Raw genomic sequence first — 14,564 nt, 5'->3', positions numbered from 1 at the left:
AGCCATCGGACGACGGTGGTGCATCGGACGACGGTGGTGCATCGGACGACGGTGGTGCATCGGACGACGGTGGTGCATCGGACGACGGTGATCGGCGCGATGGCGTGAACCCGCCATGGGCCCGGAAGATGCTCTTGGGACAAGGGCGCGGGCGGACGCTGGCGGCAGGACGTGAACAGGGGAGGTGTCGAAGCATGGCAAGAATGGTGTTGGCCGTTGCGCTGGCGCTCGCGGCGGCGCTGCCCGCCCGGGCACAGGGACCCGGCGATCCGTTCCAGGCGGAAACCGTTGCGGCGATGCAGGCGCTCTGCACCGCGGACCAGGGCACGGCGGACGGCAAGTATGCGGTCGGCTTCTGCTATGGCTGGATCGAGGGACTGGGCCAGTTCTATCAGGAATTGCTGACGGACAAGCGGTTCGATTTCCCCAGGGTCATCTGCGCCGGCCGGGAGTTGAGCCGCGAGGAGGTGCGCTCGCAATTCGTCGACTGGGCCAGGCGCCATCCGGCGGATGCGGGTCGCCCGGCGTTGGCCGGGATCGTGGACGCGATGAAGGAGGAATATCCATGTCGGTAATGCGGGCGGTGATCGGGTCGCGCGGGACGAAAGCGGTGGCGGTTGCCGGGATTGCGGCCTGCCTGCTGACGGCCTGCGATTCCGTGGACAACCGAACCGTCAAGCGGGCCGGCGTCGGCGCCGGCGTCGGGGCGGTGACCGGGGGCGTGATCGGCGCCTTCAGCGGCAATTGGGGCGCCGGCGCGGCGGCCGGTGCGGCCATCGGCGGAGCCGGCGGCTATCTCTACGATCAGATCAAGAAAGACAACCACAACGACAAGTGAGCCGCGGTGCGGCGGCAGCGCCCCGGAGCGGGCTTTGCCGCCGGCCCGGCGGGTGGGCGTCCGCTTTCCGCCGCCCGGTCGGTTGCGGTTTCGCCGCCGCCGTTTCCGGCGGAAGCGAGTCTGCGGGATTTGCTTCCGCCCCAGCCTCCTGTATGACGCAGGGGAAGACTGGAAGCGGAACGAGGCATGACCACGCTGATCACCGACAATGCGGCGCTCGCCGCCTTTTGCGCATCGCTGGCCGACGAGGCCTTTGTCACGGTCGATACCGAGTTCCTGCGCGAGAACACCTATTACTCGAAGCTCTGCCTGATCCAGATCGCCGGCACCGAGCGCGCGGCGGCGATCGACACGCTGGCGCCGGGCATTGAGTTGCAGCCGGTCTATGACCTGCTGGCCAATCCCGACGTGCTGAAAGTGTTCCACGCGGCGCGCCAGGACCTGGAGATTTTCTATCACGATATGGGCGGCCTGCCGGCGCCGCTGTTCGATACCCAGGTGGCCGCCATGGTCTGCGGTTTCGGCGACAGCATCGCCTACGACCGACTGGTGGCGGCCCTGACCGGCGAGCAGGTCGACAAGGCCTCGCGCTTCACCAACTGGGCACACCGGCCGCTGAGCGAGGCGCAGATCGACTATGCGCTGGGCGACGTTACCCATCTGCGCGACGTCTATACGGGCCTGGCCCGCCGGCTGGAGGAAAGCGGCCGGGCCGACTGGCTGGCGGACGAGATGGCGGTGCTGACCGATCCCGGCTCCTATGACGCCGACCCGATGCTGGCCTATCTGCGGCTGAAGAGCCGCACCAGCAAGCCCAAATTCCTGGCCGTGCTGCAACAGGTGGCCGCCTGGCGCGAGCGCGAGGCGCAGACCCGCAACCAGCCGCGCAACTGGGTGGTGCGCGACGACACGCTGTTGAACATCGCCGCCCAGGCGCCGACGACGCAGCAGGCGCTGTCGCGCGTGCGCGGGCTCGGCAAGGGGCAGGCGGAAGGCCGGCTCGGCCGCGAGATCCTGGAGGCGGTGCAGGCGGGCCTCGACCTGCCGGCGGACCAGCGGCCGCGGCCGCGCTCGCCCCAGCCGGAGGGCGCGCGGGCGACGGCGGCGGCGGACCTGCTGAAAGTGCTGTTGAAGGCCTGCTGCGACCGCGAGGGCGTGGCGCCGAAGCTGATCGCCAGCAGCAGCGACCTGGACCGCCTGTCCACCGGCGAGCGCGAGGGCATGGCGGCGCTGGAAGGCTGGCGCCGCGACGTGTTCGGCCAGCACGCGCTCGACCTGATGGAAGGCCGGCTGGCGCTCACCTATCGCGACGGCGAAATCGCCTGGCTGATGGCGGACGACTGAGGGCGCACGGCCGGTCGGTGTTTCCCGGCCGCCGCAGAGCGGTGCGCCGGGACCGGTGTCATCCTTCGATCACGGCCGCTTCGGGTGTTCGCACGTCGACACCATTTTTCCCCGTTTCTCCCGCGGAGGCGGGAGTCTATGCCGGAGAGGTAAATCCCAAAGTCCGAACCCTGTAAGAGGCTCTCTGGCATGGGCCCCCGATCGGGTCGGGGGCGATGGAGAGTGGGTGTTATGACCCCGCCCGCTGCGCCTCCACCTGTTGCTCGCGCAGGGGCAGTTCGGCGAGGATGGCGTCGCGCTCTTCCTCGGTGAAGCGCGTCCATTTCGCGATTTCCGGCAGGGTGCGGTAGCAGCCGTCGCAGAATTTCGTCTGCGGGTTGACGCTGCAAATGCGGATGCAGGGGGAATAGATCGGCTTGTGCATGATCCCTCCCTTACCACGGCGTGCCGTGCTAGACCAAGACTTCCGCATCCCGAACCCGCAGGGGAGTTTGTCGCCATGGCCGATCCGCAACCGATCCGGGACCTGGGCCTGGGCTTTTACTTCGACGACCTGGAACTGGGCCAGCGCTTCCGCACCGTCGGCCGCTCGATCTTCGAGGCCGACCTGATGACCTTTATCGGCGTCACCGGCATGCAGGAGGTGCTGTTCAACAATCTGGCCTATATCGAGTCCGAATCGCCCACCGGCGCCCGCATCGTCCCGGGCCTGATGGCGCTGGGCATTGCCGAGGGGCTGGTGCTGGGCACGACGCTGCAAAAGACCGGCCTCGCCTTCCTGAACATGACCATGGACATCAAGGGGCCGGTCTGCATCGGCGACACCATCCATGTGGAACTGGAGGTGACGGAACTGCGCCGCGCCTCCAAGGGGCCGCGCGGGTTGGTGCGCACGAACAACCGCATCCTCAACCAGCACGGCGATTGCGTGATCGAATACGCGCCGTTGCGCCTGATGAAGGCGCGGGAATAGCCGCGGCTTGGGGGCGCCCGGCCGGATGCGCCGCCCCGCTTCCATGCGCGGCCTGGAGGATCTGGCGCGGGTCCGTCTCTCGCCGCATTTCTTTCTGCGCGACTTCCTCTATAGCGAGATCGCGGCGCTCTACGGCATTCCCAACATTCCGGACGATCCGGACCTGGCCATCGCCGCGGGGCGGCGGCTCTGCGCGGAGTTGCTGGAGCCGCTCTGGCACAGTTTCGGCGGTCTCCATCTGCGTTCGGGCTTTCGCTCGGTCGCGGTGAACGACTTCGGCAATGCGCTCGACCTGAACTGCGCCCAAAGCGAGAAGGACTTCGCCGGCCATATCTGGGACCGGCGCGACGCGGCCGGGCGCATGGGCGCGTGCGTCACCGTGGTCGTGCCCTGGTTCCTGCCCCTCTACGAGGCGACCGGCGACTGGCGGCCGCTCGCCTGGTGGGTGCACGACCATCTGCCCTATCACCGCATGCTGTTCTTCCCGAAGCTGGCCGCCTTCAACCTGACCTGGCGCGAGGCGCCGGAACGGCGCATCGACAGCCACGCAGCACCGCAGCGCGGCTGCCTGACCCGGCCCGGCATGGCCAACCACGCGGGTTCGCACGCGGCGGCATACGAGGGCTTCCCGCCGCTGTGCCGCGGCTGATGCCAACGGCCTAGGCGTTTGATCGGCGGCGCCCGGTGTGTCCCGGCCGCTGCGGAGCGGCGTGCCGGGACCGGTGTCAGCCCTCGAACATCGTCGCCGCCGGTGTTCGCGCGCCGCGAGCGGCCCCGGATCAGCGCTCCGCACGGTCCGGGGAACACGGGGCGCCAAACGGTTTCCGCCCGAGATGGTGCCCGGCACCAGCGCCGGCGAAGGCCGCCGCCGCTTCGGGGCTCAGAGCTTGGCGATCACCTGGCGGGCGAAATCCTCGGTCAGGCGGAAGGCGACGTCGCTCGGCAGGCTGAAGACCACGCCGGTCAGCCCCTGGCGTTCCAGGTCGCGCAGGCGCTCGACGATCTCGTCGGCATGGCCGGCAATGCAGAAATTGCGGATGATCTCCGGCGTGATGAAGCGGGCCTCGTCCGGGTCGAGATAGCTGTAATGGCTCTGGTGCAGCGCCATGTGCCGCGTGGCCGCGTCGCGGCTGGTGTGGAAGGCCATGTACTCGTCCCAGATCGGCCGCACATAGTCCGGCGGCTCGCGGCCAGTCTCGCGCACGAAATCGACCAGATAATGCACGTTCGCCATGATCGCCGGGCCGCATTCGGCGACGACCCGCTCGGACGCCAGCGTCTCGCCCGGCCGCAGCATCAGCAGGTTGGCGAGCGCGTAGGTCTGGAAACCCTCCAGCGTGCGGCCGGCCGCCTCGGCGCCGCGCTTCGCATGGGCCAGCACGCCGGCAATCGGGCCGCCGCGGGGAATGCCGGTGACGACGCCGTCGCCGAACTCGCCGGCCAGCGCCTGCGCCCGCGGACCGAAACCGCCGACCATGATCGGGATCGGGTGTTCCAGGTCGATATAGTCCAGATGGGTGTTCTGGAAGCCGATCGTGTGGGTCTCGCCGTTCAGCGAGTATTCGACCTGCTCGCCCGCCAGCAGGCCGCGGACGACGCGCAGATATTCGCGGAATTCGGCGACGCGGGCCGGGCGCTGGCCGAGCGTGCGCATGGCGGTGTTGCCGGTGCCGGTGCCGAAAAACACGCGGCCGGGCGCCAGCCGGTTGATGGTGGCGATGCCCCCCGCCGCCACCGGCGCCAGCCGCAGGCCCGGAATGGCGAGGCCGGTGCCGAGTCGGATGCGCGTGGTCTGCTGGGCGGCGATGGCCATCATCGCCCAGATGTTGGAGCGCATTAGCGGCGAATCCGGGAACCAGGCGAAGTCATAGCCCAGCTTTTCCGCGTGGGTGACATAGCCGATATCGTTGATATAGCCGCAACTGACGCCGAATTGCATGGGCCTGGCTCCCGGGTTTTGTTGGTGCGGGAATTATGGGTGCGGCCGTGCGGCCGGCACAAGGGGGTGATGCGGCGGCCGGCGGGCGGATTCCCTCCTTGCCAAAATTGTGCGGCGCACACAAAACTACGGGATGCCGTCCACGCCGCTCCATGTCCTTGTTCTGGATGCCAACACCCTGCGCGCCGCCGTCATCGAGGACGGGCTGCGCGAGGCGGGGGATTTGCGCGTCACCGTGCTGACCGAGACCGAAGGGCTGGTCGAGAACATCGTGGCGCTGGACCCGGACGTGATCTTCATCGACCTGGAAAACCCGAACCGGGACCAGTTGGAGCACATGTTCCAGGTCTCGCGGGCGGTGCGCCGGCCGGTGGCGATGTTCGTCGACCGCTCCGACACCGCGGCGGTGGAGGCGGCGATCGAGGCGGGCGTGTCCGCCTATATCGTCGACGGGCTGCGCAAGGAGCGGGTGAAGCCGATCCTCGACATGGCCATCAGCCGCTTCAACGCCTTCGACCGGCTGCGGCGCGAGCTGGAGGCGACGAAATCGGAACTGGCCGAGCGCAAGCAGATCGAGCGCGCCAAGACCCTGTTGATCAAAAGCCGCGGCCTCTCGGAACCGGAAGCCTATGCCCTGCTGCGGCGCACGGCCATGAACCAGAACCGGCGCATCGCCGAGGTCGCGGAAAGCCTGGTCATGGCCGCCTCGCTGCTGGGCAAGGGGCTGGGCAAGGGAGAGAGCCGATGAGCGGACCGGACGCCCCCATCCGGATCGGATACATCCCGCTGCTGGATGCGGCACCGGTCCTGGTCGCTGCCCGCAAGGGCTTTGCCGCGGCGGAGGGGCTGGACCTCGCGCTGGTGCGGGAGACGTCATGGGCAACGATCCGCGACCGGCTGGCGGTCGGCCATCTCGACGCCGCCCACATCCTGGCGCCGATGCCGATTGCCGCCAATCTGGGCCTGACGCCGATGCCCTCGCCCATGGTCGTGCCGATGACGCTGGGCATTGGCGGCAACACGGTGACGGTCTCGCGCGCGCTCTGGCAGAGCCTGGCGGCGCAGGGCGCCCGGCCGGACTTCGACCCCGCCGCCGCGGCGGCCGCCCTGGCGGCGGAGGTGCGGGCGCGCCGGAGCGCGGGCGGGGCGACGCTGACCTTCGGCATCGTGCATGCCTTTTCCACCCACCATTACGCGCTCGCCTACTGGCTGGCGCATGCGGGCATTCAGCCGGGGCGGGACGTGGAGTTGACGGTGCTGCCGCCCTCGCTGATGGAGGCAGCGCTGGCCGGCGGGCATATCGACGGCTTCTGCGCCGGCGAGCCCTGGGGCAGCCTGGCGGCGGAAGGCGGGGCGGCGATCCTGACCACCGGCGCCCATATCTGGCGCACCAGCCCGGAAAAGGTGCTGGGCGTGCGCGCCGCCTGGGCCGAGTCGAATCCGGATGCGCTCGCCCGCCTGCTGCGCGCGGTCTGCCGCGCCGCGGCCTGGTGCGATGCGGCGGAGAACCGGGCGGAACTGGCGGCGTTGCTGGCGGAGCCGGCCGCCGTCAACCGCCCGGCGGCCGTGATCGGGCGCAGCCTGGCGCGCCGGCTGCCGACGCCGGACGGCGGCGAGCGGGCGGTGGCGGATTTCCTCACCTTTGCCGACAAGGCCGCAACCTTCCCCTGGCTCAGCCACGCGCTCTGGCTTTACACCCAGATGGTGCGCTGGGGGCAGGCGGAGCACTCGCCCGCCAATCTGGCGCTGGCGCGCCGCACCTATCGGCCGGCGCTGTACCGGGCGGCGCTCGCCGGGCTGGATCTGCCGGTGCCGGCGGCGAACGCGAAGGTGGAGGGCATGCTGGACCGGGCGACGCCGGTGGGCTCGCCCAGCGGCACGCTCTGGCTCGGGCCGGACGGATTTTTCGACGGCCGCGTGTTCGACCCGGACCGGATCGACGCCTATATCGCCGCGGTTTCGGACCCGATTTAGCCGGCTGCCCATTTCGCGGGCGCACTTGCTGCGTTGCACAATTCCGCGGCACTTGCCCCTGTCCATCGCAACAAGTCGCCGCGCGCATCGGCAGCGGTTTTCGGCGGCCTCTCCAATTTTTAATATTTTACAAATAGTTAACAGTTTGGCACGGGGGTTGCTTGTGTGAGGGCGCAGGGCCAATGACGGTTCCTGGCACATGATCCACTGAATCTGACGGATTTCGGCAACGCCGCCGACCCCCTTGTTCCGCATCCGGGAACGGGAGGGGTCTGGCGGCTTTTTTTTCGTCGTGTCGCGCCGTCGGCGTCCGGCCAACCGCAACGGAGGTATTGATGAGCAAACCGGCAAACCCCTGGCCCAGCCCCGCCCGTGCCGTGCGCGATCCGGGCCGCGGCGGCGCCTTTTCGCGGCGCTCGCTGCTGGCCGGCGCGGCCGCGCTCGCCACCGCCGTCCTGATGGCCGTTCCGGCCGCGGCCGACATGCTGCCGGTCGAAAAGGACGAGCTGAAATTCGGCTTCATCAAGCTGACCGACATGGCGCCGCTCGCGGTCGCCTACGAGAAGGGCTATTTCGAGGACGAGGGCCTGTTCGTCACGCTGGAAGCCCAGGCCAACTGGAAGGTGCTGCTGGACCGGGTCATCACGGGCCAGTTGGACGGCGCCCACATGCTGGCGGGCCAGCCGCTGGCCGCCACCATCGGCTTCGGCACCAAGGCCCACATCGTCACGCCCTTTTCCATGGACCTGAACGGCAACGGCATCACCGTCTCGAACGAGGTCTGGGAGATGATGAAGCCGCACATCCCGACGCGGGCCGACGGCCGGCCGCAGCATCCGATCAGTGCGGCCGCGCTGAAACCGGTGATCGGCGCGTTCAAGGACCAGGGCAAGCCGTTCAAGATGGGCATGGTCTTCCCGGTCTCGACCCACAATTACGAGCTGCGCTACTGGCTGGCGGCGGGCGGCATCAATCCCGGCTTCTATGCGCCGACCGATGTGAGCGGCACGATCCTGGCCGACGCGCTGCTGTCGGTGACGCCGCCGCCGCAAATGCCGGCGACGCTGGAGGCCGGCACGATCAACGGCTATTGCGTCGGCGAGCCCTGGAACCAGGCCGCGGTGTTCAAGAAGATCGGCGTGCCGGTCATCACCGATTACGAGATCTGGAAGAACAACCCGGAAAAGGTGTTCGGCCTCACCGCGGAATTCGCCAGGGAGAACCCGAACACGGTGCTGGCGCTGACCAAGGCGCTGATCCGGGCGGCGATCTGGCTGGACGAGAACGACAACGCCAATCGGCCGGAAGCGGTCGAGATCCTGTCGCAGTCCAACTATGTCGGCGCGGATTATGACGTGATCGCCAATTCCATGACCGGCACGTTCGAGTACGAGGCCGGCGACAAGCGGCCGGTGCCGGACTTCAACGTCTTTTTCCGGCATTTCGCCACCTATCCCTATTACTCGGATGCGGTCTGGTATCTGACCCAGATGCGCCGCTGGGGCCAGATCGCCGAGGCGAAGCCGGACGCCTGGTACGCCGACACCGCGAAAAGCGTCTACCGCCCGGACATCTACCTGAAGGCCGCCCGCCTGCTGGTGGACGAGGGGCTGGCGAAGGACAGCGATTTTCCCTGGACCACGGACGGGTTCCGCGAGCCCACGCCCGCCGCCGACATCATCGACGGCATTCCCTATGACGGCCGCCGGCCGAACGCCTATCTCGACAGCCTCGCCATCGGCCTGAAGGGCGATCAGCGGGTCGAGGGTGGCGCCGTGCTGGGCCAGTTGAAGCCATAGGCCAGGGGGAGAATTCCGCATGACCGCGACCACCGCATCCATCGACCCGACCGAAGCCCTCGCCCGGCGGCAGGCCAGGCGCGAGCGCCTGTATGCGCGGCTGAACAAGGCCGGCGGCCTGCTGGGCGTGTTCGGCCTGGGCTTTGTCGTGCCGCTGATCAAGCTTGGCCTCGGCGACACGCCGCGGCACCAGTTGCGCGAACTGCGCCAGCAATTGTTGGTGCCGCTGCTGGGCATCGTCGCCTTCCTGGCCGCCTGGGCCTATCTGGCACCGCAGGTGCAGACCTCGCTCGGCGCCATTCCGGGGCCGGTGCAGGTGTGGGAGCAGGCGGGTAATCTGTGGGACGACCATCTGGCCGAACGCGAGAAACAGGCCGCCTTCTTTGAGCGGCAGGAGGCGCGCAACGCCAAGCTGATCGCTGCCGGCAAGGCGGATCGGGTCAAATACCGGGATTACACCGGCGCGCCGACCTATCTGGACCAGATCCTGACCAGCCTGAAGACGGTGGCGCTGGGCTTCGTTTTCGCCACCATCGTCGCCGTGCCGCTGGGCATTGCCTGCGGCCTGTCGCGGGTGGCGAACGGCGCGCTGAACCCGCTGATCCAGATTTTCAAGCCGGTCTCGCCGCTGGCCTGGCTGCCCATCGTCACCATGGTCGTCTCCGCGGTCTACAGCAATCCCAGCGACGCGCTGCCGAAATCGCTGCTGATCTCCGCCGTGACGGTGACGCTGTGCTCGCTCTGGCCGACGCTGATCAATACGGCGCTGGGGGTCGCCAGCATCGACAAGGACCTGCTGAATGTCGGCCGGGTGCTGCAACTGCCGACCGGGCGGACCATCACCAAGCTGGTGTTGCCGAGCTCGCTGCCGCTGATCTTCACCGGCCTCAGGCTGTCGCTGGGCGTCGGCTGGATGGTGCTGATCGCGGCCGAGATGCTGGCGCAGAATCCGGGCCTGGGCAAATTCGTCTGGGACGAGTTCCAGAACGGCTCCAGCCAGTCGCTGGCCAAGATCATGGTGGCGGTCGTGACCATCGGCCTGATCGGCTTCCTGCTCGACCGGCTGATGTTCGCGCTGCAATCCGCCTGCACCTTTTCGACCAACCGCTAAGGGGAGGACGGAACCATGGCATTCCTCGAACTCAATGGCGTCGCCAAGGGCTATGGCGAGGGCGCCGAACGCACCGAGGTGCTCTCGGACGTGAACCTGCATGTGGAAGAAGGCGAGTTCGTCTGCATTGTCGGCTTTTCCGGCTCGGGCAAGACCACCCTGGTCTCGACCATTGCCGGTCTGGCGCCGCCGGACCGGGGCGAGGTGCTGCTGAAGGGCGCCCCGATCCGTGGGCCGGGGCCGGACCGGGGCGTGGTGTTCCAGACGTATTCGCTGATGCCCTGGCTGACGGTGGCCGGCAATATCGCCTTGGCGGTCGACCAGGTGTTCGCCAGGGACAGCCGCCAGGAGCGCAAGGCGCGGGTCGCCCGCTATATCGCCATGGTCGGCCTCAGCCACGCCGCCGACCGGCTGCCGGCGGAATTGTCCGGCGGCATGCGCCAGCGGGTGGCGGTGGCGCGCGCGCTGGCGATGAGCCCGGAAATGCTGCTGCTGGACGAGCCGCTCTCGGCCCTGGACGCGCTGACCCGGGCCAAGCTCCAGGGCGAGATCGCGCGCATCTGGCAGCAGGACGCGCGCACGGTGGTGATGATCACCAACGATGTGGACGAGGCGATCCTGCTGGCCGACCGCATCATCGCGCTGAAGCCGGGGCCGAACGCGACCCTGGGCGAGGAGTTCCGGGTTTCGATCCCGCGGCCGCGCGAGGCCGCGGCACTGGCCGACGATCCGGAGTTCCAGCGCCTGCGCGCCGCCATCACCGGCTATCTGATCGACATCGCCAGCGAGCGCGGCGTCATGGGCGAGGGCGGACTGGTGCTGCCGAACGTGGTGCCGATCGACCTGCAAAAGCGCAAGCGGGAACGGCCGCTGCCCCAGGCCTATCGCGACGCGGCGGTGACGCGGGTCGAGCAGCGCTATCTCGAATACTCCAACCTGAAAAAGGTCTACCCGACGCCGAAAGGGCCGCTCACCGTCGTCGAGGACGTGAACCTGAAGGTGCACAAGGGCGAGTTCATCACCGTCATCGGCCATTCCGGCTGCGGCAAGTCGACGGTGCTGTCGATGACCGCCGGCCTGACCGAGATCGACGGCGGCGGCATCATCCTCGACAGCCAGGAGGTAACGACCGCCGGGCCGGACCGGGCGGTGGTGTTCCAGGCGCCGTCGCTGTTCCCCTGGCTGACGGCGCGGGAAAACGTCACCCTGGGCGTCGACCGGGTGTTCCCGCACGCGAGCAAGGCCGAGCGGGACGACATCGTCGCCTATTATCTGGAACGGGTCGGCCTGGCCGATGCCATGGACCGGCAGGCGGCGGACCTGTCGAACGGCATGCGCCAGCGGGTCGGCATCGCCCGCGCCTTTGCGCTGTCGCCGAAGCTGCTGCTGCTGGACGAGCCGTTCGGCATGCTCGACAGCCTGACGCGGTGGGAATTGCAGGACGTGCTGATGGAGGTGTGGAGCCGGACCAAGGTCACGGCGCTCTGCGTCACCCACGATGTCGACGAGGCGATCCTGCTGGCCGACCGCTGCGTGATGATGACCAACGGCCCCAACGCCAAGATCGGCAACATCATGTCCGTCGACCTGCCGCGCCCGCGCACCCGCCGGGGGCTGCTGGAGCACGCGGACTATTACGCCTACCGCCAGGAATTGCTGGACTTTCTCGAAGCCTATGAGGGCGGGGCCGACCCCGACCCGGCGGTGCTGGACACCATCAAGCGCAAGAACCGCCGGGCCTGTGCCCCCGGCTGCGAAGCGGCCTGAACGGGAGAATTGCGATCATGACCCAGAATCTCGTCGTCATCGGGGCCGGCATGGCCTCCGGCCGCGCGCTGGAGCACCTGTTCGAGGCCGCGCCGGACGCCTTTGCCGTCACCCTGTTCGGGGCGGAGCCGCGCGGCAACTACAACCGCATCATGCTCTCGCCCGTACTCTCCGGCGAAAAGACCTATGAGGAGATCGTCACCCACGACGCGGCCTGGTATGCCGACCACCGTGTCGCCTGCCGCTTCGGCGAGACCGTGACCCGGATCGACCGGGCGCGGAAGGTGGTGGTGTCGCAGGGCGGCGAGACGCCCTACGACAAGCTGCTGATCGCCACCGGCTCGGCGCCCTTCATCATCCCGGTGCCGGGCAAGGACCTGCCCGGCGTCATGACCTATCGCGATCTCGACGACGTCAACCAAATGCTGGCGGCGGCGAAGACGCCCGGCGCCAAGGCGGTGGTCATCGGCGGCGGCCTGCTGGGGCTGGAGGCGGCGGCCGGCCTGCTCGCCCGCGGCATGGACGTGACCGTGTTGCACCTGATGGGCCATCTGATGGAGCGCCAGCTCGACCCGGCCGCCGGCCATCTGCTGAAATGCGACCTGGAGCGCCGCGGCATCCGGGTGATGACCCGGGCCTCGACCAAGGCGATCCTGGGTCATGACAAGGTCGACGCGGTGCTGCTGGAGGACGGCACGGTGCTGGACGCCGACATCGTCGTCATGGCCGTCGGCATCCGCCCGGAAACCCGCATCGCCACCGACGCGGCCCTGGTGGTCGAGCGCGGCCTTGTCGTCGACGATCGCATGCAGACCTCCGACCCGGATATTCTGGCCATCGGCGAATGCGTCGAGCACGACAACGTGGTCTGCGGCCTGGTCGCCCCGCTCTACGACATGGCCAGGGTGGCCGCCAAAACCCTGCTGGGCGAGACAGCGGCCTACAAGGGCTCCGAGACCTCGACCAAGCTGAAGGTCACGGGCGTCGACCTGTTCAGCGCCGGCGACTTCGCCGATGGCGAGGGGCGGGAGGAGATCGTGCTGCGCGACGCCGCCCGCGGCGTCTACAAGCGCCTGGTGTTGCAGGACAACCGCATTATCGGCGCGGTCATGTATGGCGAGACCGCCGACGGCTCCTGGTTCTTCAACCATGTGAAAGAAAAGACCGACATTGCCGAGATCCGCGACACGCTGATTTTCGGCCCGGCGTTCGCGGGGGGCGCCGCCGCGGACCCTATGGCGGCCGTTGCGGCCCTCGCCGATGACGGCGAGATCTGCGGCTGCAACGGCATCTGCAAGGGCAAGATCGTCGAGGCGATCACGACCAAGGGCCTGACCACGCTCGACGAGGTGCGGGCGCACACCAAGGCCTCGTCGTCCTGCGGCACCTGCACCGGCCTGGTCGAGCAGGTGATGAAACTGACCCTCGGCGACGCCTACAACCCGGCCGCGGTGCAGCCGATGTGCGGCTGCACCGATTTCGGCCATGACGACGTGCGCCGGCTGATCGTCGCCAAAGGGCTGAAAAGCATCCCGGCGGTGATGCAGGACTTGCAGTGGAAGAGTTCCGGCGGCTGCGCCAAGTGCCGGCCGGCGCTGAACCATTACCTGGTCTGCGCCTGGCCCGGCGAATACGAGGACGATTACCAGTCCCGCTTCATCAACGAGCGCGTGCACGCCAACATCCAGAAGGACGGCACCTTCTCGGTCGTGCCGCGCATGTGGGGCGGCATGACCTCGTCGGCGGAATTGCGGGCGATTGCCGACGTGGTCGACAAATTCGCCATTCCGGCGGTCAAGGTCACCGGCGGCCAGCGCATCGACATGCTGGGCGTGAAGAAGGAGGACCTGCCGGCGGTCTGGGCCGACCTGAACGCCGCCGGCCTGGTCTCCGGCGCGGCCTATGCCAAGGGGTTGCGCACGGTGAAGACCTGCGTCGGCAGCGACTGGTGCCGCTTCGGCACCCAGGACTCGACCGGGCTCGGCATTCAACTCGAAAAGTTGATGTGGGGCTCGTGGACGCCGGCCAAGGTGAAAATGGGCGTCTCCGGCTGCCCGCGCAATTGCGCCGAGGCGACCTGCAAGGATGTCGGCGTGATCTGCGTCGACTCGGGCTACGATATCCATTTTGCCGGCGCAGCGGGCCTCGACATTCGCGGCACCGACCTGCTGGGCCATGTCGCGACCGAAGCCGAAGCGATCGAGGCCATAGCCGCCCTGGTCCAGCTCTACCGCGAACAGGGCCGCTATCTGGAACGCATCTGGAAATGGGCGAAGCGGGTCGGCATCGACACCGTGCGCGAACAGGTTCTGGACGATGCCGACCGCCGCGGCGCCCTCTATGAGCGCTTCCTGCTGTCGCAGCGCTACGCCCAGACCGACCCCTGGGCCGAGCGGGTGGCGGGCAAGTTCGCCCACGAATTCGCCCCGCTCGCCGACCTCTCCCAACCGCGCGAGGAGGCGCTGGCATGATGATCGCCAAGACCCCGGCCTGGATCGATATCGGCCCGCTGGAGGCCATCCCGCGCGAAGGCGCACGGCTGGTCAAGACCGGCGCCGGCTGCGTCGCCCTGTTCCGCGCCGCCGACGACCGCGTGTTCGCGCTCGACGACCGGTGCCCGCACAAGGACGGGCCGCTCAGCCAGGGCATCGTCCATGGCGGCTCGGTCACCTGCCCGCTGCACAACTGGGTCATCGACCTGGCAACCGGCGAGGCGGAAGGGCCGGACGAGGGCCGCGTCGCCACCTATCCGGTGCGGGTGGAGGCGGGGCGGTTGCTGCTGGACCTCGCCGCCCTCGGCGCGGCGCGGGCGGCGTGAG

Annotated in this window: 14 protein-coding genes; 12 read left to right on the top strand and 2 right to left on the bottom strand. The window is 68.5% G+C overall.

What is annotated here, in order from left to right; translation table 11 throughout:
- Positions 1-203: 203 nt before the first annotated feature.
- The 3 genes from H6844_16935 (at position 204) to rnd (ending at position 2,182) form a co-directional block, all read left to right on the top strand.
- Positions 204-575 carry a hypothetical protein gene (locus tag H6844_16935; GenBank protein ID MCB9931089.1) on the top strand — a complete coding sequence of 124 codons (372 nt, stop codon included), beginning with the start codon at positions 204-206 and terminating at the stop codon, positions 573-575.
- Positions 575-838 (top strand): hypothetical protein, encoded by a 264-nt coding sequence (locus H6844_16930; protein ID MCB9931088.1) that lies wholly within the window; start codon positions 575-577, stop codon positions 836-838. Before H6844_16935 ends, H6844_16930 begins: the two co-directional genes overlap by 1 nt.
- Positions 839-1,024: 186 nt before the next feature.
- On the top strand, positions 1,025-2,182 hold the full coding sequence (gene rnd / locus H6844_16925; protein ID MCB9931087.1) for a ribonuclease D: 1,158 nt from the start codon (positions 1,025-1,027) through the stop codon (positions 2,180-2,182).
- Positions 2,183-2,411: 229 nt separating this feature from the next.
- Here rnd and H6844_16920 read toward each other — a convergent pair whose 3' ends face one another.
- Complete coding sequence (locus H6844_16920; protein MCB9931086.1) at positions 2,412-2,606, bottom strand: DUF1289 domain-containing protein; 195 nt, start codon at positions 2,604-2,606, stop codon at positions 2,412-2,414.
- Between the two features lie 75 nt (positions 2,607-2,681).
- Between H6844_16920 and H6844_16915 the strand changes: the two genes are divergently transcribed.
- Positions 2,682-3,155, top strand: coding sequence for a MaoC family dehydratase N-terminal domain-containing protein (locus H6844_16915; GenBank protein ID MCB9931085.1), 474 nt, complete (start codon positions 2,682-2,684; stop codon positions 3,153-3,155).
- 25 nt (positions 3,156-3,180) lie between these two features.
- The gene (locus H6844_16910) at positions 3,181-3,804 is read left to right on the top strand and encodes a hypothetical protein (GenBank protein ID MCB9931084.1); all 624 of its coding nucleotides are present in this window, start codon (positions 3,181-3,183) and stop codon (positions 3,802-3,804) included.
- 231 nt (positions 3,805-4,035) lie between these two features.
- On the opposite strand, the gene H6844_16905 is transcribed toward H6844_16910, so the two are convergent.
- Positions 4,036-5,094 (bottom strand): LLM class flavin-dependent oxidoreductase, encoded by a 1,059-nt coding sequence (locus tag H6844_16905; GenBank protein MCB9931083.1) that lies wholly within the window; start codon positions 5,092-5,094, stop codon positions 4,036-4,038.
- A gap of 133 nt (positions 5,095-5,227) precedes the next feature.
- Here H6844_16905 and H6844_16900 point away from each other — a divergent pair, with 133 nt between their 5' ends.
- The 7 genes from H6844_16900 to nirD all read left to right on the top strand — a co-directional run bounded on the left by H6844_16900 (position 5,228) and on the right by nirD (position 14,563).
- Positions 5,228-5,842, top strand: a complete 615-nt coding sequence (locus H6844_16900; GenBank protein MCB9931082.1) for an ANTAR domain-containing protein — start codon at positions 5,228-5,230, stop codon at positions 5,840-5,842.
- Positions 5,839-7,068, top strand: coding sequence for an ABC transporter substrate-binding protein (locus tag H6844_16895; protein MCB9931081.1), 1,230 nt, complete (start codon positions 5,839-5,841; stop codon positions 7,066-7,068). The genes H6844_16900 and H6844_16895 overlap by 4 nt, the downstream gene beginning before the upstream one ends.
- Before the next feature lie 335 nt (positions 7,069-7,403).
- Positions 7,404-8,867, top strand: a complete 1,464-nt coding sequence (locus H6844_16890; protein ID MCB9931080.1) for an ABC transporter substrate-binding protein — start codon at positions 7,404-7,406, stop codon at positions 8,865-8,867.
- A 19-nt stretch (positions 8,868-8,886) separates the two neighbouring features.
- Positions 8,887-9,978 (top strand): ABC transporter permease, encoded by a 1,092-nt coding sequence (locus H6844_16885; GenBank protein ID MCB9931079.1) that lies wholly within the window; start codon positions 8,887-8,889, stop codon positions 9,976-9,978.
- 15 nt (positions 9,979-9,993) lie between these two features.
- Positions 9,994-11,745, top strand: coding sequence for an ATP-binding cassette domain-containing protein (locus H6844_16880; GenBank protein ID MCB9931078.1), 1,752 nt, complete (start codon positions 9,994-9,996; stop codon positions 11,743-11,745).
- A 17-nt stretch (positions 11,746-11,762) separates the two neighbouring features.
- Positions 11,763-14,216 carry an NAD(P)/FAD-dependent oxidoreductase gene (locus tag H6844_16875; GenBank protein MCB9931077.1) on the top strand — a complete coding sequence of 818 codons (2,454 nt, stop codon included), beginning with the start codon at positions 11,763-11,765 and terminating at the stop codon, positions 14,214-14,216.
- On the top strand, positions 14,216-14,563 hold the full coding sequence (gene nirD / locus H6844_16870; protein ID MCB9931076.1) for a nitrite reductase small subunit NirD: 348 nt from the start codon (positions 14,216-14,218) through the stop codon (positions 14,561-14,563). Before H6844_16875 ends, nirD begins: the two co-directional genes overlap by 1 nt.
- The last annotated feature ends 1 nt before the right edge of the window (position 14,564 follow it).

The organism is Alphaproteobacteria bacterium, from assembly GCA_020638555.1.
Taxonomy (GTDB): Bacteria; Pseudomonadota; Alphaproteobacteria; order Bin95; family Bin95; genus JACKII01.
Note: the sequence above shows the minus strand (reverse complement) of the source record. Positions and strands in the feature narration are given on the sequence as shown.